Origin of the sequence: Trichocoleus desertorum ATA4-8-CV12, from assembly GCA_019358975.1 — a bacterium.
GTDB classification, from domain to species: domain Bacteria; phylum Cyanobacteriota; class Cyanobacteriia; order FACHB-46; family FACHB-46; genus Trichocoleus; species Trichocoleus desertorum_A.
On the sequence record JAHHIL010000014.1, the window covers coordinates 18,345 to 40,371 of the forward strand.

Consider the following 22,027-nt stretch of genomic DNA (forward strand, 5'->3'; position numbering starts at 1 on the left):
TCTACTACTAGTGAATTCGTGTTGCTTTACTTTCAGAAAGTTGAGTCCCTACAATGACGCAGTTGAAAACGTGGGGATGCTGGAATGGGTAAAAGATTGGCAGGTAAAGTCGCTGTAGTCACGGGCGGCTCTAGAGGGTTGGGGCAAGCCTTCGCTAAGCGACTAGCCGAAGATGGAGCGGATGTCGCGATCGCTGCAACTTCGCTAGCAACCGAAACCGAAGAAATAGTCAGAGCAACTGGACAGAAGGCAATCGCGCAAATTTGTGACGTTACCTCTCCCGAATCTGTGGCTGAGTTTGCAGCAGTTGTGCAAGCCCAACTAGGACAATGCGACATCCTGGTCAACAACGCAGGCATTTATCCCTTTCATGCCTTTGAGGACATGAGCTTTGAGGATTGGCGCAAAGTTTTAGCCGTGAGCTTGGACGGCACATTTCTCATGTGCAAAGCCTTTATTCCAGGCATGAAAAAGCGTCGCTTTGGCCGAATTATTAACCTCACTTCCACCGCCAATTGGCTCGTGATTCCTAACCTGGCACACTACAACGCCGCCAAAATGGGTGTAATCGGTTTAACCAGAGCCTTAGCCACCGAAATGGGCGAATTTGGCATTACCGTCAACGCCGTCGCTCCCGGTTTAGTTCGCACCGGAACTACAGAAACAGGGCCACAAGTGCATATGTTTGACGCGATCGCTCAAATGCAAGCCATCAAACAAACCCTCAACCCAGACGAGATTGTCGGCGTTGTGTCTTTTCTAGCCTCCGAAGACGCTGCCTTCATCACCGGACAAACACTCGCGATCGATGGCGGTTTGGTGAGGCTGTGAAAGAAGGATGAAGGAGGAGGGATGAAGGATGAAGAGGGAGGGGAGAGAAGAATCAGGAGGTAGGAGTCAGGAGGCAGAAAAAAGGAGGTAAGAGAAATGAAATAAAGAATCGAAATGCTAACAGCTAGGCTCGTTTGGAGGGGGGCTGGGGGACGCAACCGTCCCTCAGTGGGGGTTTGGGGGCAAGCGCCCCCAAGGGTTTGGCTCCATTGAATCAAAGTTGCATTAAATACTCACAGGCGATCGCCAGAACCGAGAATCGAATATCAATAAGTTGAGAGCAGGTTGGGACTGGGCATGCTAGAACTGACTAAAAATTTAGCGTGCCCTCAACTCATGCGACTTTTAAACAAATTAATCGGTTTAGCTTTGGTTTTGGTGGGGGTTTATTTCCTCGGCCAAAACATCATTTTCACCACCCGAATATCACCTTATTGGTGGCGAGACATTCCAGCTGCGGGCTCAGTGATTTCTATAGCCAGCGGTATCGGCATATTAGTTTTGGGAAGTCGAAGTATTCGCCAGACAGGATGGTTATTTGTGGGTTTGGGAATTCTCCTGGTATTTATGAGCGGAGGAGTCGTGTTGCGGCCTACTAGCCTGTGGACACTATTTCTATGTTTGCTCTGCTTAGGTGGGGGTTCCAAATTAATCACCACAGGCCGAATTTAGCGATCGCATAACTCCTACCGCTTGTCTGTAGTTGAGGTGGAGCTAGGGGGAGGGGTAGCAGTTGAGTTAGGCATGACCCAAGGCTGGCTCGGTAAGAACTTGATGGAAGTCCCTTCAATTAGAGTTTCGATTGTGCTTTGAATCACTCTGTCATCTAAAAAATTGGCAGTGATTAAGAACTTCAAAATCTGAAACGATCGCGTATTGACTTGGAAGTAACCACCATGTACATCCAGTTTTTTGATGCCAAACAAAAATAACGTTGTGTTGATTAGGTCAATCAGCAGACCATTGAAACGATTGAGCTGAAAACCTACTGCATTAATCCCACCCGTTCCTTGATCACGCCGCATTTTCCCACCCGTTTTTTGATCACCCCCCATTTCCGAGCAATCTAGGTAATTGAATTTGCGGAACAGCTCATAGGACGAAGTAGGTTGTACCGCCCGCTCTGAATGGATCATGATGCGGATATAAGGGCGGTGTTGCGTATTGCCGTCAACCTGAATCGGCTTTAGATAAATATTGCCCAGCCGCATTCCAGCCATTTGAATACTTGGTTCACTAAACCAATTACTCACTGTAGAAAGGTAGCGCAGCACAATATCGCGATCGCTCGACATCAAGTAAATCCGCCGACAGCGCCGCATGGCCGAGCGTACATAGTTGTTGCGCCCCTCCCGCATAAATTCTAGAGGGATATCCGGTGATGCCAAAATCAGCGTATCCAAGCGGAGATGCTTGCCAATGTTGTCAGCTTCCTCATTCACTGGACTGCTGGGGTCAGGTAGTAAGCTACCCTGGTCATCTTTACCAAAGCGATCGGACAAAATTCGCAGCACGCTCACAACCAACAGTCCACCCATGCTGTGACCGATGAGATTAAGGCTCAGATGGCGATCGCCTGTGGTTTGCTCCTCTATCTCGCTTGCCCGAAGTGCATCAGAAGCTGGATGGCTGGCGAGGTTGCTTAAGGCTCGATCCAGCCGCCAGAAAAACTCGGCTAAATCTGGCGCACCATAGTGAATTGCTCGGTAGCGATCGCGCAGATAAACCACAATTCGTAACAGCAGAAACACAATCGTCCACAGCAAAAACACCGTGGGCACAATCCAATACCATTGCACCGCCAAATCGACAGTTGCGACAAAATCGCTCCACTCCCATACCTGAGCAATGCCCGGAAGCAGCCCCAACAGCTTCAGCACTGGAACGCCAAACAGTTTCAAAAAAACATAGAGAATCGTGCCAAAAATCCCTGCAACGCCGCTCAACACAAACAAAAACTTGAAGACGATTCCCAAATGGCTTTGGTAGTCGGCCCAGAGCCCTGGACTGGTCACAGGTTGTTCGCTCGGCCACTGATAGCCAACGTAGAAGTGGTCGTTTTGTAGCGTGCGGGCTTGAGTGTTTGGATCGGTCTGGTTCAGCTCGTTAGCTTCATTAATAAACGATTGGTAAAAGCTGGTAGCAGGACTGGAGTAGCCGTGAGTTCTGAGGCTGAGCCGCTTGGCATCACGCTCCTCAATGATGCGAGCAAACTCATCGACGTTGAATAGAGGCCGAAATCGATGTAGGGGAGGCAGTTGGCGATCGACCTCTAGCGATACCGGAGCGGTACTCGTCACCAAAAAGGTGTTGGCATGCTCCCGGTCGGCGTAAACCTCAAAGTTACGACTAATAGCCTGCGAAAACTGACGTAACTTCCAATAGTTGAGCGTTTCAATCACAAACTCGACATCCACTTTGCGGTGAAAGTCAGGATACTCTTCTGGACTGCACAAACTCTGCAAAACTTCAGCGATCGCAGCTTCTGAACCTAGCCCCGCATAGATTGGTAAATGCCCTGGCGCTGTGACAGGTGGGTTAGGAGGTGCTGGGTAAGCCAACTGGATAATCCGCGCTTTAGTCCACCAGTCCGAAAATGGGGCGGCATTGCGCGTAATGGATTCTAGCCAACGGCGATCGTTCTGAATCGTTTCGGCAGATTTTCCTTCCCACGAGAACGGTAGATTGTCGAAAAAGCGCCGAGTTGCCATAAGGTATCTCAGAAAGGATTAGTAAACAGGCCCAGGCCAGGGAAGACACAGGCGAATTGGCAAAATTCTAAGCCTTGATGTTTCTCTTGACCTTAGAAATAACTAATCCTTTACAGTTGCTGACCTCAGTTAAGGCGTTTGAGCCTGATCGAAGTCAGTTCTTTCACGGGTGAACGCGAGATGTGACTTGGCTTCTCCCGTGGTCAAACTCACCCAACCTAGCCCTTCACTGGTGCCAACCCACACTTTATTGCCTGTGTCGGGGGAGATAGCCAAGATTTCGTCGGAAGGCAAGTTGGGAATCTGACCTGCGATCGCTCCGTTGTAGGGGTTGAGTCGGACCAATCCCTTACTAGTACCAACCCAAAGACTTCCCACTTTATCAAACTGCACCGATAAAACATTGCGACCCCGCAACTGAGTCACCGATCGCAGCACTTGTCCAGTTCGAGGGTCAACTTCCAGCAGCGCATTGGGAGTGCCAGCCCACAAAGTCCCTCTAGGGCCGAGGGTCAAAGCCTGGACACTAGTTCCAGGTACCTCCGGCTGTTGTCTGACGATTAAACCACTAGCAGTGTCGATCTGCACTAGCCCTTCTAAAGTACCAACCCAAAGTTGTCCTTGGGGGTCCAACGTCAAAGCGTTGGCGCTGACTCCGGGCAAATCCTTGACGGTGGTCATCAGCAGCCCTTGGTCGGGGCTAATCAGTGCCAAGCCACGATCGGTGCCGACCCACAAATAACCTCGGCGATCGGTTAAAAGAGACAAAACCCGGTTAGAGGGCAAGGAGAAATTTTGGGCGGTCGTCTCATTACTCCGAGGGTCAACCCGTAAAAGCCCTGTGTAAGTGCCTACCCAAACTCGGCCCACTTTGTCTTGAGCCAAGGCCCCTATCGTGTAGTTCGGTAATTTAATCCGCGCCAGAATTCTGCCCGTGTTCGGGTTGACACGTGCTAAGCCTTGCCAAGACCCTACCCACAAGCTGCCCGTGTAATCCGGTTGCAGCGCACTGACTCGGAAATCTGCCCCTAAGTTTTGGGTTTCTTGTAATTGGCGATCGCCTGGTAACGGCCTAACCCGCAGAGGCGGTGCTTCTTTGGGGTAAACAGGTGCGGCCTCCCCGCTTGCCGCTGGTTGGGCTAGGGTGCGGCTAGATGACCCATTAAACTGACTGACGATCCCCGGCAAGCTTAGCCATAGCAACGTAGCACCAAAAATTACACCAATCTGAGTTCGCGAAATTGCCATGACAAAGCTCCTACCTGGGCTCCTACCTTGGGGAAGTAAGCAATGAATTAATCAACTTATCTAGGTGATGCTCTCAGCTTAATTCAACTGCCCAAGACAATTGCCAGTTCTAGAGAGCGATCGCGCTGATCGGGAACGCGCCTTAATTACCTAGAAGTAGAGAATTTCAGCTCACCCTACTATAAGCCTTAGAGGCAGCTGAGTTGAGCCTCTAGAGCTAGAACAGTCGAGTCTGAATAGCATCTTGTGCATCAGCATACCCCGCTAATCTCTGAATCAGTCAGGAATTAAGGGGAAAATGTGCTGCTACTTAACCTGCTACTTAATCCTGCTTCTTACCCCTGGTTCAGCAAACGACTAAAAATTACTTGATCAGGAAAAATTAGCTGATCTCCATAGGACCGCGATCGCTAGTCTCGCGCTGATTAACTACCGCTACGCTAGCCTGCGGCTAGTTCTGTTGAGTACCAAATACCCTGCGCTTTTTACAGCTAAGCATCAGCTAGTCCTCTATCCGCCTTCAAAAACTCTGAGTTGCTTTCCTAGATGGAGTCAACTTAACGAATCTTGTCAAAATACTTCTAAGCTTCTTGATCCCTGATTGATTTGATTGGTTCGCAATTACGGCTTAAGGGCATAAAATGGCAAAAAAACAAATAAATTTAGTTTAGGAAAACTGCAAATCTATTGAGCCTTTACCTGGGTCATTTTTAAGAAAAGTGAAGAAAAATATTGGAAATTTACTTTTGAAATTCATCTATAAGAAAAGAATATAAGCGAGTAAAGAATGTTTAAGGTTTAGCTTATTGAATTCCTGATATATTTTGTTTAGAGCGTACTGATGGGCGCAAAGTGGACCCGGTAAAAGGTGGGGTTGCACCAGCTTTATGAAGCTTTGGCAATGGCTCAAGTCCACAGGCAGAGGTGCCTACGCACAGTATTCAGACTCAGTTAGAGAAGTATCTCTGAATGTCTCAATTTGGTCTGGATGCACTCAGTTAATCGATGTAAGTTGAGTGATTCCTAGGAAGGGAAAGTATGTCATATTCGCAAACTAAGACTCAGACAAAAACTGGGTATCAGGCTGGTGTTAAGGATTACCGCCTGACCTATTACACTCCAGACTACACACCTAAAGATACAGACCTGTTGGCTGCTTTCCGGGTAACTCCTCAGCCTGGTGTCCCTCCCGAAGAAGCTGGCGCGGCTGTAGCTGCTGAGTCTTCCACAGGTACTTGGACCACTGTTTGGACCGACCTGTTGACCGACCTCGATCGCTACAAGGGTCGTTGCTATGACATCGAACCCGTTCCTGGTGAAGACAACCAGTTCTTCTGCTACGTAGCTTATCCTCTCGACTTGTTCGAAGAAGGCTCTGTTACCAACATGTTGACCTCAATTGTAGGTAACGTGTTTGGTTTCAAAGCGTTGCGGGCTCTGCGTCTAGAAGACTTGCGGATTCCTGTGGCTTACCTAAAGACCTTCCAAGGTCCTCCTCACGGGATTCAAGTTGAGCGCGACAAACTGAACAAGTACGGTCGTCCTCTGCTAGGTTGCACCATTAAGCCTAAGCTCGGTCTGTCTGCTAAGAACTACGGTCGTGCAGTTTACGAGTGTCTGCGTGGTGGTCTCGACTTCACCAAAGACGACGAAAACATTAACTCTCAGCCTTTCATGCGCTGGCGCGATCGCTTCCTGTTCGTTCAAGAAGCTATCGAAAAATCTCAAGCTGAAACTGGCGAAATCAAGGGTCACTACCTCAACGTCACCGCTCCTACCTGCGAGCAAATGATGCAGCGGGCTGAATTCGCTAAAGAAATCGGCACCCCCATCATCATGCACGACTACCTCACCGGTGGTTTCACTGCAAACACCACCCTCGCTAAGTGGTGCCGTGATAATGGCATTCTGCTCCACATCCACCGTGCGATGCACGCGGTTATTGACCGTCAGAAGAACCACGGTATCCACTTCCGCGTTTTGGCGAAGTGCTTGCGGATGTCTGGTGGTGACCACCTGCACTCCGGTACCGTTGTAGGTAAGCTCGAAGGTGAAAAAGGTATCACCATGGGCTTCGTAGACTTGATGCGTGAGAACTACGTCGAGCAAGATCGCTCTCGCGGTATCTTCTTCACCCAAGACTGGGCTTCCATGCCTGGTGTAATGCCTGTGGCTTCCGGTGGTATCCACATTTGGCACATGCCTGCCCTGGTAGAAATCTTTGGAGATGACTCCTGCTTGCAGTTTGGTGGTGGTACCCTCGGTCACCCCTGGGGTAACGCGCCTGGTGCAACCGCTAACCGTGTGGCTTTGGAAGCTTGTATCCAAGCTCGTAACGAAGGTCGCAACCTGATGCGTGAAGGCGGCGACGTCATCCGTGAAGCTTGCAAGTGGAGCCCTGAATTGGCTACTGCCTGCGAACTGTGGAAAGAAATCAAGTTCGAATTCGAGGCAATGGATACCCTGTAAGGTTGAAGGAAATAGGAGGGATGAATTTACTTTCATCCTTCATCCTTTGTCCTTCACTCTTTTCCATTGGCTGGGGTTGTTGAATGGATATCAAGAGAATTGCCAAAGATACAACGAAGGTGCTGGTTAGCTACCTGACTTATCAGGCAATGCGGACAGTCCTAGCTCAACTGAGTGAAACGAATCCACCATTAGCGCTTTGGTTGCATCACTTCTCTGGTCAAGGCACCATCCAAGATGGGGAACTATATCTCCAAGCGCTCCTGAAGGAAAATCAGGAATTGGCATTTCGCATCATGACTGTGAGAGAGCATCTAGCGGAGTCAGTGACCGAATTTTTGCCTGAAATGGCATGCACTGACATTAAGCAAGCCAACGTTGGGCATCGGCGTCAGCAGCTGGAGCGAATCACCCAGCTCACTACGACTGATGCTTCCCCCCAGCCGGAACCAGTACAAGATTCTGAATCTAGTCTGGATAACCTTCCTGGTTAGCAGTGAGATTTAATTCCCGTAAACGTAAGAAATAGCAACAGGACCCATGAGAACTCTACCCAAAGAGCGTCGTTACGAAACTCTATCCTACCTTCCTCCTCTGTCTGACGCCCAAATCGGCAAACAGCTCCAGTACATTCTCGACCAAGGCTACATCCCTGCTGTAGAGTTCAGCGAAGATTCTGATCCTGAGCAGCACTACTGGACCCTGTGGAAGTTGCCTCTGTTTGGTGCTTCTAATACTCAAGAAGTTCTCAGTGAAGTGCGCGCTTGCCGCTCTGAGTACTCCAGCTCCTACATCCGTGTAGTTGGCTTCGACAACATCAAGCAGTGCCAAGTACTGAGCTTTATCGTTCACAAGCCCAACGCCAACCGCTACTAAGCTTGTATCTACCAAGCAAGCCAGGACAACAGTTTGCCTGTGCTTAATATCAACCTAGTGCAATCACTCTCCTAGGTGAAAGTCTGGAGGGGTAGAAAACTCTACCTCTCCTTATTTTTTGGATTAGTAAGCTTTCATCGCTCAATTTAGCGATCGCATTTGTCAGAAAAACTTAACATTAGTTTTAAGCCCAGCAGTTTACTTCCCCCAACGTCATGAGCTACTACATCTCGCCTCGCTTCCTCGACAAGCTAGCTGTTCACATCACGAAAAACTTTCTCGATTTACCCAACGTCCGGGTTCCCCTGCTCTTGGGCATCCACGGTCGTAAAGGAGAAGGAAAATCCTTTCAGTGTGAATTAGTCTTTGAGCGTCTAGGGGTGGAAGTTGTCCATATGTCGGCGGGAGAGCTAGAAAGCCCTGATGCGGGAGATCCAGCTCGCCTGATTCGCTTGCGTTACCGAGAAGCTGCCGAACTGATTCGGACGCGAGGCAGAATGACCGTGCTGATGATTAACGACTTAGATGCAGGCGCTGGCCGACTCGATCAAGGGACGCAGTACACCGTCAACACCCAGTTGGTGAACGGCACCTTGATGAACATCGCGGACAATCCTACCAACGTCCAACTCCCTGGCAGTTACGACTCAACCCCATTGCATCGGGTGCCAATCATCATCACGGGTAATGACTTGTCAACCTTATATGCCCCTCTGATTCGGGATGGGCGAATGGATAAGTTCTATTGGGAACCAAATCGAGACGACAAAATTGGCATTGTTGGTGGCATTTTTGAAGCAGATACGATTCAGCAGCAAGCGATTGAACAACTTGTCGATCACTTTATTAATCAATCGGTGGATTTCTTTGGGGCGCTCCGGGCCCGCCTTTATGATGAACAGGTGCTGAACTTCATTAAAGGTGTCGGGTACGATCGCGTTTCGCTACGAGTGGTTAACAGCGGCGATCGCCCTCCCGAATTCCACAGACCTGACTTTAGCTTGCCGCATCTGATTGAAGTCGGCGAATTCATGGTGCAAGAGCAGCAACGGGTGCAGCAAATGCGCTTGTCAGAAGAATACAATCGCAATTTGCGGCTAGGATTCCATCGGACTAACGAGGAGGAATCCCGCCCTGCTCCTCAGCCTCGTCCCGAACCAACTGCTGTCACTGCTCAACCTGGAAATGGCAATGGTTCTAAGGGCGCGGGTACTGCCGCCAACTATCGTCAGGAGCCCGCCCCTCAACAGCCGCAACCGACTGGAAAACATTTGCAGGGTGCGGTGGCAGACAAGGTGCAGCAAATTTTGGCTCAAGGCTATCGCTTAGGCATTGAATTTGTGGATGAACGGCGTTTTCGTACCAATTCTTGGCAATCCTATGCTGCGGTTCAAGGGCATGAATCAGAAGCGATCGCGGCAGTGGAAGCTTGCCTCGCAGAGCATAGTAAAGATTACGTCCGTGTGGTGGGTATTGACCCCAAAGCCAAGCGCCGCATGATGGAAACAGTCATTCAACGCCCGAATGGCAAATCGAGCTACTAATTTGAGTTGCTAGATAGAAAAATTGACGTAACTCAGGTTATAATAAGGATCGACTCGGACCCACGCGGCCATAACGCCCAAATCTTGTCAGGACCGGAAGGTAGCAGCAATACGGGATGCTTATAGCAGGCGTGGTCTCCGGGTCTCCTTTGCTTTAAAGGGTGCTGGGAAAATGCCAGAGGCGATCGCTACATCTTCCGCCTACTTGTGCTGATAGAATTTGTTCCAATATGAAGCCAGTTGATCTTCACTAGGGCTTTGGCTAGTCGAAGAAAAACTCTCAGTGGGCACTGGCTTGGATTTCTGCCTATCCTAGAATTATCTATCTGACCAATCGCGCTGTTAGGAGTTGGACGACTGTTTCACTTCTTGCCCGACTGACTATGATTAAACTTTTAAGATGCTAAGGAGCGGTTATTACTATGGCTGGATTTGGTGATCTTGTGCAAAAAGCATTTTACCTGGGTGTGGGTCTAGCCTCCTACGCAGGTGAGAAAGCAGGTGGCAAGATAGGAGAACTGCGGATACAAGCTCAAAAACTAGCGGATGAACTTGTTGCTAAAGGAGAGATGAGCACGGAAGAGGCTCGTCGATTTGTCGAGGACATGGTGAATCGAGCCCAGCAACCAGGAGCCACTCCTGCTCCGGAACCGACCAGCTCCGAACCGCGACGGATCGAAATTCTCTCGGATGATGAGGAGCCGACCAAAGCTGAAACTCAAGGTGTGGATAATTTGCGTCAGCAAGTGCTGGATTTGCAGGAGGAACTACGGCGGCTAGAGCGAGAGTAGTTGCTGTGTGTAAACAGAATGCTACGAAGTCATCTATCTAAGTTATGATTTTTGATCAGTCTCCCTCGACCAATTGCTAAGGCTGAAGTTGGTAGGTGGGGTTTTCATCTAATGTGTTGGCGCTGACTAGAGACAAGCTCGGCGCAGTCCCCGATCTCGCTTGCAGGCAAGCCACAAACCTATGGAAGATTGGTCAAAAGATTTCTTTACTAGCTTCGACCTAATAGCTGATGAAGTAGAGCTATTCTTTTTAGAAGTAAAGCGAGATATTGATGATGCAATTGATATCTTTGCCAAGCTTTCTGAAGAAATTGTAGAACAGGTACAAAGCACAGTTTTTGTTGAGGTTGATCAGCGACTTGATGAGCTAACAAGCTCGCTACTAGAGCTGTATTTTGGCTTGGAGAGTTCTGACGCAGAAGCCATTGAGCCTTTGTTCTACAATGTAGAGCCGATCGCTACTAAACATCGTGCCTGTATGGGATGCAGTCACTACCACGGACAAGTTTATGGGGGGAATCCCTTAGTCTGTGGTATGCACCCCTATGGAGTAGAAACTGAGAAATGCTCTGATTGGGAATCGTTCTAAAGGTTCGCTATACCTATAGCTAAAACTTTTAATGGGACAGTAGAGGAAAAAAGTGGCCTACGGGACCTTGGCCTTGCCCAATATTTAAGGCATGGGTTAAGGCTGTTGTGACGTAGTCTTTGGCCATTCTGGTGGCAGATAGTAAATCTTTGCCATTTGCCAGGTTGGCTGCGATCGCGGCTGAGAGGGTACAGCCAGTACCGTGGGTATTTTTTGTGTCAACGCTAAAGGTGGTTAAGGTTTCTAGATGCTGGCCATCAAACCAGACATCCACCCCTCGCAGATTGCCAACCATACCACCCCCTTTGACTAAGACTGCTTTGGCCCCCAGCTGATAAATCCGTTGAGCCGCTGTTTGCATGTCATCGAGTGTTGCGATCGTCAGACCGCTTAAAAGCTGAGCTTCGTAGCGGTTTGGCGTCACGATCGCAGCCTGGGGAATTAAGGCATCTCGTAAGGTGGCGATCGCTTGGTCATCAATCAATTGTGCTCCCGTCCGAGACACCATGACTGGATCGACCACCAAATTCTGCAATTGCAAAAGCCGCACTTGCTCTGCCACCGACACGATAATTTCTTGGTTCAGCAGCATTCCTGTCTTGGTTGCCTGCACCCCAATGTCTTGCACCACTGCTTCCATCTGAGCCACTACAGCCGCAGCAGGCAACGCATCGACCCGATTGACTCCTAGGGTATTTTGAGCCGTGATACAAGTCAGGGCACTGGTGCCATGCACTTGATGAAAAGCAAAAGTGCGTAGGTCAGCCTGAATTCCTGCTCCACCGCCGCTATCAGAACCTGCGATCGTCAGTGCCACAGGAACCTGCAAATCCCCTGTAACTGTCATATCAAATTAATCCAAAGTGACGAACTGAAGGTATCACTACCTAGGGGGACTCAAGTCTTTAGCGAGTCTTTAGCGAGTTGGGGGTCTATCTCGTCTTCTTTGGAGAAACTCAGGAATGTCGGGTTCACCCGGTCTATTTCTCGGCTCGTTAACAGAGGTTTGGGGAGCCTGAGGAGTCATTGGTGGTGTGAGACCTCGACGTAGTGGCGCGACTTTAGCAGGTTGAGCTGCGGGTTGGGCCTCGCCCGTAAAGCCTGTGGCAATGACTGTGATCCGAATTTCTCCCTGCATGCGCTCGTCGATGACTGCCCCAAAGATAATGTTGGCATTAGGATCAACGACTTCATAGATGATTTCGGCAGCCGCATTGACTTCATGGAGCGTTAAATCGGTACCGCCCGTGATATTGAAGACGACCCCTTTGGCTCCATCAATGGAGGATTCTAAAAGGGGTGATGAAATGGCTGCCATCGCCGCTTCTCTAGCCCGCGACTTGCCAGAACCAATGCCAATGCCCATCAAGGCAGAGCCTGCATCGGCCATGACGGCTCGTACGTCAGCAAAGTCAACGTTGACTAAACCAGGGATAGTAATGATGTCGGAAATGCCCTGTACCCCTTGGCGCAGAATATCATCGGCGACGCGGAATGCTTCTTGAACCGGAGTCTGCTCGGAGATCACCGACAACAATTTATCGTTGGGAATGACAATCAGGGTATCGACTCGACTTTGTAGGGCTGCAATCCCTTCATCCGCTTGGCTGGTGCGGCGTCGGCCTTCAAAGGTAAACGGACGAGTCACGACTCCTACTGTTAAAGCGCCCACTTCCTTGGCAATCTCCGCCACAATCGGAGCTGCACCCGTTCCGGTGCCACCGCCCATACCAGCGGTGATGAACACTAAGTCAGAATTTTCTAGAGCCGCTGCAATCTCATCGCGTGACTCTTCTGCTGCTTTCTGTCCGATCGCAGGATTACCACCCGCCCCTAAACCACGAGTCAGTTTTTGACCAACTTGTAAATGCTTGGGAGCCATCGCTTGAGCTAAGGCTTGAGCATCTGTATTGACGGACCAAAACTCAACTCCTGATACGTCGCTGGCAATCATGCGATTGACTGCGTTGCCACCCCCTCCCCCAACGCCAATTACTTTGATTTTGGCAACACTGCTGGGGACAATCCCATCCATTCGAGATTCTTCTAGCACAACTTTTGCGTCGCGAGATTGACCAAACCGAACTGTAGAGTTGCCAAACGGGTTTTTGGCAGTATCTGCCACTGAGAAGGAGGACTGCTCTTCTGCGTGGGAGCCTTCGGTGATAGAGCCCAATTTACTATTAGATGTACTATTAGATGTCATTGGAATCGGGGATGGTATATAAACAACTTTTTAATTCTGGACAGTGCTGGCAACTCTAATTAACTATAGGGTAAGTCGATTGAAAAACCAATGATAGCATTAGGCTCCTACTCATCTTTGCTCTGATTTGATCTGACTGATCAACAGCATTACAAAGACATTTATCGCTCACTTATTGCCAACAGGCGGCAAACTCAATTGGCAGTGGCCGTATTAGATTTTACCGAGTTATTGGGCTTCAGCATTTGAATTGAGGGTGCATCTGGATTTTGCAGATTGATATAAGCAACTTGCTTAGGATTCAGCTTCTCTGAGAGTTTTCGGAGCTGATCCATTGCCTGGATTTGCTCTGTAAATCTAGAACTATAAGACCCGAAATGAAAGATTCCTAACTCAGTTTTAAGAATTAAATTGCTTGGATCACGCCAATCAATTTCTGTCACTTTCACAGGGCTTTGGCTAACTGCTTGATAAAGCTCAGCCCACTGCGATCGCTTCTGTTCTTGGTAGCCAACAATTTTGAGAGTTGGTAACTTGAACGATTGATCAAAGGAAGTATAGCTCTCAATCGGAATCCAGACACCCTTCGCATCCAGAAACCCCACGTTTGAGAGATCGGCTGTAGGTTTTGTGTCTTTAGCGGTCTGAGCATTAGGTAGGTCAGAGATCATGGCGACGGGATATCGCTCTTTGACCTGCACGATTAGTCTGGGGGGAAACAGCTGACGCGCCACGGTTGCTTCCGCGATCGGGGCTTTAGATTCTAGTTGGGCTGCGATCGCCTGGGGTTCTAGTTGCAGCAACGATTGAGGATAAGCCATCGGTAGCAGCGATTGAATGGCCTGAGCGGAGAGAAACCGATTGCCTGCGATCGCCACTTGTTCGGGTTGCTGAATGATCCAACCGGGCAGGGTAATGACCCAAGCGAGTCCTCCCGCCAAACCGCTGACTGCAAGGGTGCGCCAACTGGCTTGCAGTGCTTTTAAGCGTCGTTCTTGGCGGAGCTTTTGGCGTCTTTGCGCGAGTTCTGTTTGAGAGACGGATGAAAGGCTAGTCATCAGCACCTCTCAGTTCGCATGAAGAGTATGGAGGGATTGGCGGAGATGCATAAGTTTGTGGGAGCAACCAGAAGGGGCAGTTGGGCGGAAAGAGAATTGGACAACAAACCATCGACTGAATTGTCTAGAAATTGACTAGAAATTGTCTATGGCTGCAACCAACCCTGTAGAAGTTTAATCGCTACTGGCTCAATTTGCGATCGCTATAGCCAAACCTAGAGTGAGGATCGCTTCAAGTCGGGGGACTAGTGGGCCGATCGCCGTCATAAGTTTGCCAGATTTAGCATTCGTCGGGGTAATTTCCTAGAATCTTACTAGCTCTCATGAAATATGAGTTTGCGATCGCCAGAGGTGCGAGGCGCTCAGTTGCTAGGAGTAGCTGGCAAGTTCCTGTTGTAGATAACGCCCCCAATCCGCTGCCAATGTGACATCCGTAAAAGGAATGCGAATGGGCGATGCTGAATTGGGCAAGGCAAATTCTAGAAGAACGCTACGGCCTTTTTGCGGTAATGCGTTTAAGTCTACTGGCTGGTCGTCCACTAGTAGGCGAATAGCTTGAACTTCCTTGAGGGAAAAAGCAGCTAAATTAATCGGGCCGCGACGGGTGGGTTGTCCCCAGGTGAGGTCACTGCCCTGCTGCCCTAGAACTGCATAAATATCGTACTTAGCTCGCTCAAATTGCTCTGCCCAGCGACGGTAAGCTTCTACTTTTTGATATTCGTTCCAACCCGCCCAAGCTAGCCAAATAAAAACACCTAGCAGGGGTAGCCACAAAAGACCTCTTTCCATAACTGATAGGAATGATCCAGAGAAATTATTAATCCGTAACTATCCTGCAATATTACCGCTACCTTCTAGTGCGTGAGTTATGGTTGAAGGCAACGAGCTGTAGTGATGAGTTTCTATGAGAAGGCTGGGGCTGGTGGGCTTGTTTTTGGCGGGGCTAATGGTAGCGATCGCCAGCTTTAAAGGATTGGCAGCAAACGGAATCTACGAGTCGATTGTGCTGGATTTTCGCGAAGATATTCCAGCGGTGCAAATTCAACAACAGCTAGATGCGATCGCGCAGCAATATCAGGTGAAGCCTCGTTTAAATAGCGAGTTTTCCCAAGCCGATCATATTTACATTGTGGAAGGAAATTCCCAACTTCTACGGTCGCTCAAAAAATCTCAACTGGCCAAAGCTACTGAGTCGATCGAGCCGAACTATATTTATCGAGCCTTTTTCGCCCCTAACGATCCTGAATACAGCAAGCAATGGAACCTCAGAAGTATCAATGTGGAAGCTGCTTGGGATGAAACCAAGGGCAGTGGTGTCACCGTCGCCGTAATTGACACCGGAGTTAGCCGTGTACCTGACCTCAAGGACACCCAGTTTGTTGAGGGTTATGACTTCGTCAGCGATCGCACCGATGCCAGCGACGATAACGGGCATGGCACCCATGTGGCAGGGACGATCGCTCAATCCACCAACAATGACTATGGCGTGGCAGGAGTCGCCTACGAAGCGAGTTTAATGCCCTTAAAAGTTTTGAGTGCAGAGGGCGGCGGTACAGTGGCCGACATTGCCGAAGCTATTAAGTTTGCGGCAGACCATGATGCTGATGTCATTAACATGAGCTTGGGGGGTGGCGGCGAAAGTGAAATCATGCAAGAAGCGATCGCCTATGCCCACAGCAAGGGTGTAGTGATTATTGCCGCAGCGGGCAACGCCAACCAGAATTCAGCTTCTTATCCCGCTCGTTATCCCCACGTCATCGGGGTTTCCGCGTTACGCCCTTCGGGGGAAAAAGCGATCTACTCCAACTATGGAGCGGGCGTCGATATCTCAGCCCCAGGCGGCCAAACTGAAGGTGACAACACCATAGGTGGAATTCTGCAAAACACCATTGATGCGGAGACTGGCGAATCCATCTTTGCCGCTTTTCAGGGCACTAGTATGGCGGCCCCTCACGTAGCGGGCGTGGCAGCGCTAATCAAAGCGTCTGGGGTACAAGAACCGGATGCAATTCGGAATGTCCTTTTGGAGTCAGCTCGCGCCATCCCAGACGATGGCCTCAACCACTATGGGGCGGGTCACTTGGATGCTGCCAATGCTGTGAAGCTGGCAATGCGTGGTCAAATCAACTTCCGCGATTTCTTCCGCTGGCTACGGGATAACGGTTATCTCAACCCTCGCTTCTGGATTGATGGCGGTGCAGTTGCTCTGCTACCCAAAGTGGCGATGGTGTTGGGGTCTTACTTGCTAGCTTGGTTTCTCCGCAACTACTTGCCTTTCTGGAGTTGGTCGCTCACTAGTGGGTTAGTCGCTGGCAGTGCGGGTCTATTTGTCTTTCGTGGCTTCTACATCATGGATTTGCCGCAATGGCCTTTCCGGGTGATGGGTAGCTCCATTCCCGAACTAGGCACAGCGCTTCAGGGAACCAGTGCGCTAAATCCCATCTTTGCCAGCGTTTTGGTTCCTTTCATCTTGCTAGCTTTGTTCCTCGGCCATGCGGAATGGAAGTGGTTTGCCATTGGTACCACCTTAGGAGTCGCTTCTTGCCTAGCGGTGAGTGCGTTTATGTCTCCGCAACTGCTGTGGCTCGGCACCGGAGCGATCGCCCAGACTTTCTTGGTGGTTAACGCCCTGCTGTGTTTCGGGTTAGCCTATCTGGTAACCAGAGGAGAAGGAGAAGCCGCATGAGTATTAAAGTCACGGGCAAGATCGAACGTAAAGGCATGGGGCCTGGTACTTGGGCGCTAGTAGGTGAGGATGGCCAATCCTACGAATTACACAATGCTCCCAGCGACTTAAAAAAGTCTGGTGTTCAGGTGACAGTAGAAGGCAAAATCCGAGAGGATGTGATGACATTCGCCATGATTGGCCCCGTTCTAGAAGTCACCCATTTTAAGGTGAAAGATTAGCTATCCCTCCCAGAAGCTGTCTCTAAGACTGCCTGCAACCGAGTCCTAAACTCACCTTTGGGGTGGCCGCCTTTGACTTCTCCCAGAATCTGAAATTCTGCATCAGGAGAGTCGCAAACAATATAGGTGGGCCACCCCATTCCTTCTTTGTCCGGATATTGGGCCAACAAAATCTTGCGGTATTGACGATAAGTGGCCGTATCTTGCATCATGCAGTTGATGAAGCGGAGACCGAGTTCTTCAGCCACTTTTTGGTCATAGAAAGACATCTTGTGGCAAGTTCCACAGTCTTCTGAAGAAAACTTGATAACAGCTCGATCCATAGAATTCCCTTGCCTTTGCTGAGCCAAACTAAAAGTAACCCTGCGATCGCGGCTCACAAGCTGACGCTAGGGTTTAATTTCGATCATAGGCTCTGATGAGCATTTACAGGGGTGGGTTGAGGATATCGCTGGAGCGATCGCAAAACTTCCTGTTGGCATACTAGCCACCAGTACAAGGCCAAATTCACCAGTCCTAAAAGCTTGCTGCCGTCTTCTAGCAGCATTCTAGCGGGTGCTCCCGGAGCCGCAATACCCAGCAAATCTACAACTCTAGAAAGCACTACTAAGCCGATTGCTGCCAACAATAAAGCGTAGGGGGTTGAGTAGATGCGTCGCCGAAAGCTAAAAATATAGCCCAAAGCAGCTAGACCATAAAGGCTCGCAATTAACACTTTGGAAACACCAAACCAAGTGACTAAGCTAATAGTAATGCGGTAAACTTCATCGATCAAAATGACCGAAATTCCGGTGGCAGAGATTAGGAGAAAAGGGTCTAACTGGCCCTGAGGATGAATCCGCTTGATCAAGCCTAAGCTAAAGGCACAATAGGCCACTGGCAAGCCCCACAGCACATTGGAGATAAGGGTGAGAAACCCAAGGTGAGGCTGTTTGGTGGGGTCTGCTTTGTGAAATAAAAACCCAATTTCTTGCGGACTACCCCAGACTTTGGCATGAGTTAGCAAAACTAGGAAAAGTATCAAGGTTAAGCCATTGATCCACAGCACAGAACGATCGCCCAAAAGCTGCTGACGAATATTTTTCGTAATCGTTAATAAAGTGGATGGCATCTGCAAAACCAGGAGCTAGCTGCTTTCCGACCATAGCATCGAGCTTATAAAGCTGCAATCAAGGCAGTTGAGCGATCGCGTCAAGCTCCAGTGAAGATTAAGATCTTGGATCAAGCTGGGATTAAGCTGCTAGAGCTGCAAAAGAAAATCCCCCAACTGCCAAAAGGAGCCAGGGGATTAAAATCAGGGTGCATCTACCAAACTACTTTTCTAGACCCCACGCCTAGATCCGGAAACTTAATCCAGATTGGGCTGTAAATTGGCAAATAACGGGTAACTTTTTGCCTCAGCCCGTCGTCATAAAACCGTAGACAAATAGTGTTTAGGCTGAGAAAACCGAGTTCTATCTACCGCATTTCCAGCTTTTGACTGGGATTGTTATTAGAGTAGAGTGAGGGCCACTTTGGCATCGGTGGTAGATGAAAGCTCTCATTTTAGACCTTGGGAGCAGGAGTGCATTTGTAGGTTAGAGGTCTTGCGGAGTGTAGCTGTGACGCAGGAATTTCATCTTTCTGTTACCCCAGTTGGGGAAGATGAGTATTTGATTCGGACGGAGCGGGTTGCCCCAGGGGTGCCCCTAGCAGAGGAACAAGTTATTTGGCCTGTTGAGGAGTGGCTCAATCAGGCACGTCAATTGATGAACGATCCACTGTTGGGGTTGTTGCAGGGAGATGCAACCCATCCTGCCGCAGATAAACTGCGTGACCCTAGCGATCGCGACTTGGACTTAGTATTAGGCAGCAGTGACCCTAGCCAAAGCCAACCGCCGCGTCACTTGGTGGATTTAGGCCAACAGCTTTACAATGCTCTATTCCAAGGCACGATTCGCGATAGCTGGATGACCGCACAAGGCATTGCCCAGCATCGACGAGAAGTTTTACGGTTACGCATCGGCCTCAAGGGTCCACGTCTAGTACGTTTGCCTTGGGAAGTTTTGCACACTGGGGAGCGGCACCGCGTTGGTGGAGCTTCGCGGCCTGTCGCTACTGGGACTGACGTTTTATTTTCTCGCTATCAACCCAGTCCAGGGTTAGTCGGGGCAACCACCGCTCTACGAGATTTGAGGCTGGAATCGCAGCAACCTCTCAGGATTTTGATGGCGATCGCTGCTCCCACTGACCAAGAACAGTTAGAACTGAAACGTGAGGCGTTACACCTACAAGAAGAACTGCGGAGTCGCAATGGCACTGTCTCAGAAACAGGTAGCGGTACGGCGGAAATTCAGCTAACTATTCTCGACCAACCCGATCGCGAGCAATTAACCCAAGCTTTAGAACAAGGGCAGTTTCAGGTATTGCACTACGCTGGTCACAGTAACTTGGGGGCCGCAGGAGGCAACCTCTACCTGGTGAACGGCAAAACTGGGCTAACCGAGGTGCTGAGTGGAGATGACTTGGCTGGGCTGTTGGTCAACAATGGCATCCGCATGGTGGTGTTTAACTCTTGCCGTAGTGCCTATACCGCTACTTCAGATTTAGAGCATGAAATTGGTGAACAAAATTTAGCCGAAGCTTTGGTACAGCGGGGCATTCCTGGCGTATTGGCGATGGCGGAGCGGATTCCCGACGATGTAGCGCTGACTCTGACCAGACTGTTCTACCGTAATCTCAAGCAGGGGTATCCAGTTGACCTTAGTTTGAGTCGGGCGCGTCAGGGGTTGATCTCTGCCTATGGCTCTCACCAGTTGTACTGGGCGTTGCCGATTCTCTACTTGCATCCTGAATTCGACGGGCAACTGGTCACCGGAACTGTACCAGACCTCTACAGTGCTGCTCAAGAAATGGCGACTGCCCGCTGGCGGAGTCCTAGCGATCGCTCCAACCCTCGTTTAGCGGCGGAAGCAGCTCACCTATCTGACAGCAACGAAGCGGCTTATCCAGCCCTAGATCAAGCTCTCGATGGCTTACCTCCAGAATTGCAAGATGATCTTTACGACTACAGCGATGAGGACTTTAGCGATTTAGATAACTTAGAGTTTGAAGACGAGTTTGGCTCTGAAGCGGATTCGGCACTGGTAGCAGAACTGCTTGAGCAATTGTCGCAGAATCCTACAGATGCCCGACTGGACACCGAAGAACCGTTTTTATCTGCCTCTGCGACTGACAGTTTGTTCGCAGAATCGCAGCCGTCTGATCTAGATTGGCCAGAGCCCGTTCCGCCTAAACCTCCTCTTAAACCTGCTGCTCTCCCAGCGATCCCTACCTCTTCAGCGTCATCCCCAAAGTCGCCTGCCAACTCAGCTGTTGATCCTCGCTTAAGCCAAGTTTTTTCTGATTTGGAGCGTGGATTAGCGGCCCCGATCAATGCCAGTACCGCGATCGCTACAGCCAGAAAAGCGATTCAAGCTAATCCCAATGATGTAGATGCCTACAACCAGTTAGGTCTGGCTCTCCATCAGCAGGGCAATTTTCCAGATGCGATCGCAGCTTACCAAGCAGCCCTAAAAATTAACCCTAGTTTGGCTGAGGTGTATAGTAACTTGGCTTTGGCGCTGTACAAGCAAGGTAAAGCCGCAGAAGCCAGAACAGCGTATCAACAAGCGTTGAGTTTGTCAGCATTGGCTGGAGGAACGCACTCAAGCGCCGGAAGGAACCCAGCGTTGCAACCTGAATACCCTGGTCGAAATCCTAGCCGCTGGGGTGCCTGGTGGCAGCAACCTCGTGGGCGCTCTAGGGTGTGGCTAATCTTGGCAGCAGCAGGAGTTACGGCGATCGCTTTAGTTGGTTTTTGGGGGTTTCAGCGAAATCGGAGTCCACAAATCTCGATTCCAGCCCTACCCGAATCGACGCCCAATAGCGTCAGCGCTTCCTTTGCCATTGACCCACAAACCAACCAAACCACCTTAGACCTAAAAACGACTAATACGGCTACAGTGACAGCGGCTGCTATCGATTACCTCAGCCGAAAGCAACTTGTAGCGGGCCAACAAGCGATCGCAGAATTGCTCGATCGCGGAGCCTTACCCCAAGCTAGTGCGGCTCTGGCTGCTGTTCCTAACACTGTGATTGATGATCCAGCCGTGAGTTTTCTGCGCGGTCGCCTTGCTTGGCAATCGATGCAAACGGGCAACCAAGACTATAGCGTAGATGATGCTCGCCGTTACTGGGAGACTGCGGTGCGTCAACAAGCTGAAGCAGAGCAGCCAGATGCCCCGACCCTGGCGCTTTATCAAAACGCGCTAGGCTTTGCTTATTACGGTGAAGGGAACTGGGAGCGAGCCAACCGAGCTTGGTTCCAAGCGCTCTATTTACAAGAGGAAACGACCGCACCAGTGTCGGCAGCGGAAACTGTCGCGCCGCCAACTACGGCAGCGAGCCCAGGGGCAACGATCGCTGCACAGCCAATCAAGCAAGAGAATCTCATGGCTTATGCTGGCTTAGCCTTAGTGATCGCCAAGTCAGCCCAAAACCAGCCTGCCGAACAGCGAGCCAGTCTCCAGAATGAAGCGGCAAAGCTGTATCAAAAAGTGATGACTGAGAATCCTGTGGCGTTTCAGCCGGAGGCTTTAAGCAAAAACTGGATGTGGACTGAAGCAGCCATCAATGACTGGGTAGCCCTAGCTAAGCTGCAACCCCAGCCATAAATTGGTCTGCTTCGATATTCACGCTTTAATACTTACGCTCTTTGGTTTGGAACATTGAGATGGTTACGGGGCGATCGCTTGAGGTAGAGTTTTCTAGTTTTTA

Annotated in this window: 19 protein-coding genes and 1 other RNA gene; 12 read left to right on the forward strand and 8 right to left on the reverse strand. The window is 50.0% G+C overall.

Annotation, left to right across the window (positions count from 1 at the left end; translation table 11 throughout):
* Positions 1–84: 84 nt before the first annotated feature.
* Complete coding sequence (locus tag KME12_12595) at positions 85–831, forward strand: SDR family oxidoreductase (GenBank protein MBW4488619.1); 747 nt, start codon at positions 85–87, stop codon at positions 829–831.
* 336 nt (positions 832–1,167) lie between these two features.
* A complete protein-coding gene (locus tag KME12_12600) occupies positions 1,168–1,503 on the forward strand; it encodes a hypothetical protein (GenBank protein ID MBW4488620.1) in 336 nt (111 codons plus the stop codon).
* 14 nt (positions 1,504–1,517) lie between these two features.
* Here the strand turns inward: KME12_12600 and KME12_12605 are convergent, their stop codons facing one another.
* The gene (locus KME12_12605) at positions 1,518–3,542 is read right to left on the reverse strand and encodes an alpha/beta hydrolase (protein MBW4488621.1); all 2,025 of its coding nucleotides are present in this window, start codon (positions 3,540–3,542) and stop codon (positions 1,518–1,520) included.
* 129 nt (positions 3,543–3,671) lie between these two features.
* Positions 3,672–4,790, reverse strand: coding sequence for a transcriptional regulator (locus KME12_12610; protein ID MBW4488622.1), 1,119 nt, complete (start codon positions 4,788–4,790; stop codon positions 3,672–3,674).
* Positions 4,791–5,828: 1,038 nt separating this feature from the next.
* Between KME12_12610 and KME12_12615 the strand changes: the two genes are divergently transcribed.
* From KME12_12615 to KME12_12645, 7 genes are all read left to right on the forward strand, one after another.
* Complete coding sequence (locus KME12_12615) at positions 5,829–7,259, forward strand: form I ribulose bisphosphate carboxylase large subunit (protein MBW4488623.1); 1,431 nt, start codon at positions 5,829–5,831, stop codon at positions 7,257–7,259.
* A gap of 83 nt (positions 7,260–7,342) precedes the next feature.
* Complete coding sequence (locus tag KME12_12620) at positions 7,343–7,753, forward strand: chaperonin family protein RbcX (protein MBW4488624.1); 411 nt, start codon at positions 7,343–7,345, stop codon at positions 7,751–7,753.
* Positions 7,754–7,799: 46 nt separating this feature from the next.
* Positions 7,800–8,135 carry a ribulose bisphosphate carboxylase small subunit gene (locus tag KME12_12625; GenBank protein ID MBW4488625.1) on the forward strand — a complete coding sequence of 112 codons (336 nt, stop codon included), beginning with the start codon at positions 7,800–7,802 and terminating at the stop codon, positions 8,133–8,135.
* A gap of 215 nt (positions 8,136–8,350) precedes the next feature.
* Complete coding sequence (locus tag KME12_12630; GenBank protein MBW4488626.1) at positions 8,351–9,679, forward strand: ribulose bisphosphate carboxylase small subunit; 1,329 nt, start codon at positions 8,351–8,353, stop codon at positions 9,677–9,679.
* Positions 9,680–9,730: 51 nt separating this feature from the next.
* Positions 9,731–9,827, forward strand: an RNA gene (gene ffs, locus KME12_12635) — signal recognition particle sRNA small type.
* A 274-nt stretch (positions 9,828–10,101) separates the two neighbouring features.
* A complete protein-coding gene (locus KME12_12640; protein ID MBW4488627.1) occupies positions 10,102–10,470 on the forward strand; it encodes a phasin family protein in 369 nt (122 codons plus the stop codon).
* A gap of 181 nt (positions 10,471–10,651) precedes the next feature.
* Positions 10,652–11,059 (forward strand): hypothetical protein, encoded by a 408-nt coding sequence (locus KME12_12645; protein MBW4488628.1) that lies wholly within the window; start codon positions 10,652–10,654, stop codon positions 11,057–11,059.
* Positions 11,060–11,087: 28 nt separating this feature from the next.
* On the opposite strand, the gene thiD is transcribed toward KME12_12645, so the two are convergent.
* From thiD to KME12_12665, 4 genes are all read right to left on the reverse strand, one after another.
* Positions 11,088–11,906: a bifunctional hydroxymethylpyrimidine kinase/phosphomethylpyrimidine kinase gene (gene thiD, locus KME12_12650; protein ID MBW4488629.1), complete on the reverse strand. Its 819-nt coding sequence runs from the start codon at positions 11,904–11,906 to the stop codon at positions 11,088–11,090.
* A 69-nt stretch (positions 11,907–11,975) separates the two neighbouring features.
* Positions 11,976–13,265: a cell division protein FtsZ gene (gene ftsZ / locus KME12_12655; protein ID MBW4488630.1), complete on the reverse strand. Its 1,290-nt coding sequence runs from the start codon at positions 13,263–13,265 to the stop codon at positions 11,976–11,978.
* A gap of 194 nt (positions 13,266–13,459) precedes the next feature.
* Complete coding sequence (locus KME12_12660; protein ID MBW4488631.1) at positions 13,460–14,323, reverse strand: FtsQ-type POTRA domain-containing protein; 864 nt, start codon at positions 14,321–14,323, stop codon at positions 13,460–13,462.
* Positions 14,324–14,692: 369 nt separating this feature from the next.
* Positions 14,693–15,112 (reverse strand): hypothetical protein, encoded by a 420-nt coding sequence (locus tag KME12_12665; GenBank protein MBW4488632.1) that lies wholly within the window; start codon positions 15,110–15,112, stop codon positions 14,693–14,695.
* A gap of 115 nt (positions 15,113–15,227) precedes the next feature.
* Between KME12_12665 and KME12_12670 the strand changes: the two genes are divergently transcribed.
* Entirely contained in the window at positions 15,228–17,009 is a 1,782-nt protein-coding gene (locus tag KME12_12670; GenBank protein ID MBW4488633.1) for a S8 family peptidase, read from the forward strand.
* The gene (locus KME12_12675; protein ID MBW4488634.1) at positions 17,006–17,230 is read left to right on the forward strand and encodes a hypothetical protein; all 225 of its coding nucleotides are present in this window, start codon (positions 17,006–17,008) and stop codon (positions 17,228–17,230) included. The genes KME12_12670 and KME12_12675 overlap by 4 nt, the downstream gene beginning before the upstream one ends.
* Here KME12_12675 and KME12_12680 read toward each other — a convergent pair.
* Both KME12_12680 and KME12_12685 read right to left on the reverse strand, forming a co-directional pair.
* Positions 17,227–17,553, reverse strand: a complete 327-nt coding sequence (locus KME12_12680; GenBank protein ID MBW4488635.1) for a thioredoxin family protein — start codon at positions 17,551–17,553, stop codon at positions 17,227–17,229. The genes KME12_12675 and KME12_12680 overlap by 4 nt on opposite strands.
* A gap of 83 nt (positions 17,554–17,636) precedes the next feature.
* A complete protein-coding gene (locus KME12_12685) occupies positions 17,637–18,341 on the reverse strand; it encodes a hypothetical protein (protein MBW4488636.1) in 705 nt (234 codons plus the stop codon).
* 490 nt (positions 18,342–18,831) lie between these two features.
* Between KME12_12685 and KME12_12690 the strand changes: the two genes are divergently transcribed.
* Positions 18,832–21,924: a CHAT domain-containing protein gene (locus KME12_12690; GenBank protein MBW4488637.1), complete on the forward strand. Its 3,093-nt coding sequence runs from the start codon at positions 18,832–18,834 to the stop codon at positions 21,922–21,924.
* The last annotated feature ends 103 nt before the right edge of the window (positions 21,925–22,027 follow it).

Bases quoted from the DNA above. Each gene is read 5' to 3' on its own strand.
- KME12_12595 (MBW4488619.1), top strand. From the start codon at position 85: ATGGGTAAAAGATTGGCAGGTAAAGTCGCTGTAGTCACGGGCGGCTCT.
- KME12_12600 (MBW4488620.1), top strand. From the start codon at position 1,168: ATGCGACTTTTAAACAAATTAATCGGTTTAGCTTTGGTTTTGGTGGGG.
- KME12_12605 (MBW4488621.1), bottom strand. From the start codon at position 3,542: ATGGCAACTCGGCGCTTTTTCGACAATCTACCGTTCTCGTGGGAAGGA.
- KME12_12610 (MBW4488622.1), bottom strand. From the start codon at position 4,790: ATGGCAATTTCGCGAACTCAGATTGGTGTAATTTTTGGTGCTACGTTG.
- KME12_12615 (MBW4488623.1), top strand. From the start codon at position 5,829: ATGTCATATTCGCAAACTAAGACTCAGACAAAAACTGGGTATCAGGCT.
- KME12_12620 (MBW4488624.1), top strand. From the start codon at position 7,343: ATGGATATCAAGAGAATTGCCAAAGATACAACGAAGGTGCTGGTTAGC.
- KME12_12625 (MBW4488625.1), top strand. From the start codon at position 7,800: ATGAGAACTCTACCCAAAGAGCGTCGTTACGAAACTCTATCCTACCTT.
- KME12_12630 (MBW4488626.1), top strand. From the start codon at position 8,351: ATGAGCTACTACATCTCGCCTCGCTTCCTCGACAAGCTAGCTGTTCAC.
- KME12_12640 (MBW4488627.1), top strand. From the start codon at position 10,102: ATGGCTGGATTTGGTGATCTTGTGCAAAAAGCATTTTACCTGGGTGTG.
- KME12_12645 (MBW4488628.1), top strand. From the start codon at position 10,652: ATGGAAGATTGGTCAAAAGATTTCTTTACTAGCTTCGACCTAATAGCT.
- thiD (MBW4488629.1), bottom strand. From the start codon at position 11,906: ATGACAGTTACAGGGGATTTGCAGGTTCCTGTGGCACTGACGATCGCA.
- ftsZ (MBW4488630.1), bottom strand. From the start codon at position 13,265: ATGACATCTAATAGTACATCTAATAGTAAATTGGGCTCTATCACCGAA.
- KME12_12660 (MBW4488631.1), bottom strand. From the start codon at position 14,323: ATGACTAGCCTTTCATCCGTCTCTCAAACAGAACTCGCGCAAAGACGC.
- KME12_12665 (MBW4488632.1), bottom strand. From the start codon at position 15,112: ATGGAAAGAGGTCTTTTGTGGCTACCCCTGCTAGGTGTTTTTATTTGG.
- KME12_12670 (MBW4488633.1), top strand. From the start codon at position 15,228: ATGAGAAGGCTGGGGCTGGTGGGCTTGTTTTTGGCGGGGCTAATGGTA.
- KME12_12675 (MBW4488634.1), top strand. From the start codon at position 17,006: ATGAGTATTAAAGTCACGGGCAAGATCGAACGTAAAGGCATGGGGCCT.
- KME12_12680 (MBW4488635.1), bottom strand. From the start codon at position 17,553: ATGGATCGAGCTGTTATCAAGTTTTCTTCAGAAGACTGTGGAACTTGC.
- KME12_12685 (MBW4488636.1), bottom strand. From the start codon at position 18,341: ATGCCATCCACTTTATTAACGATTACGAAAAATATTCGTCAGCAGCTT.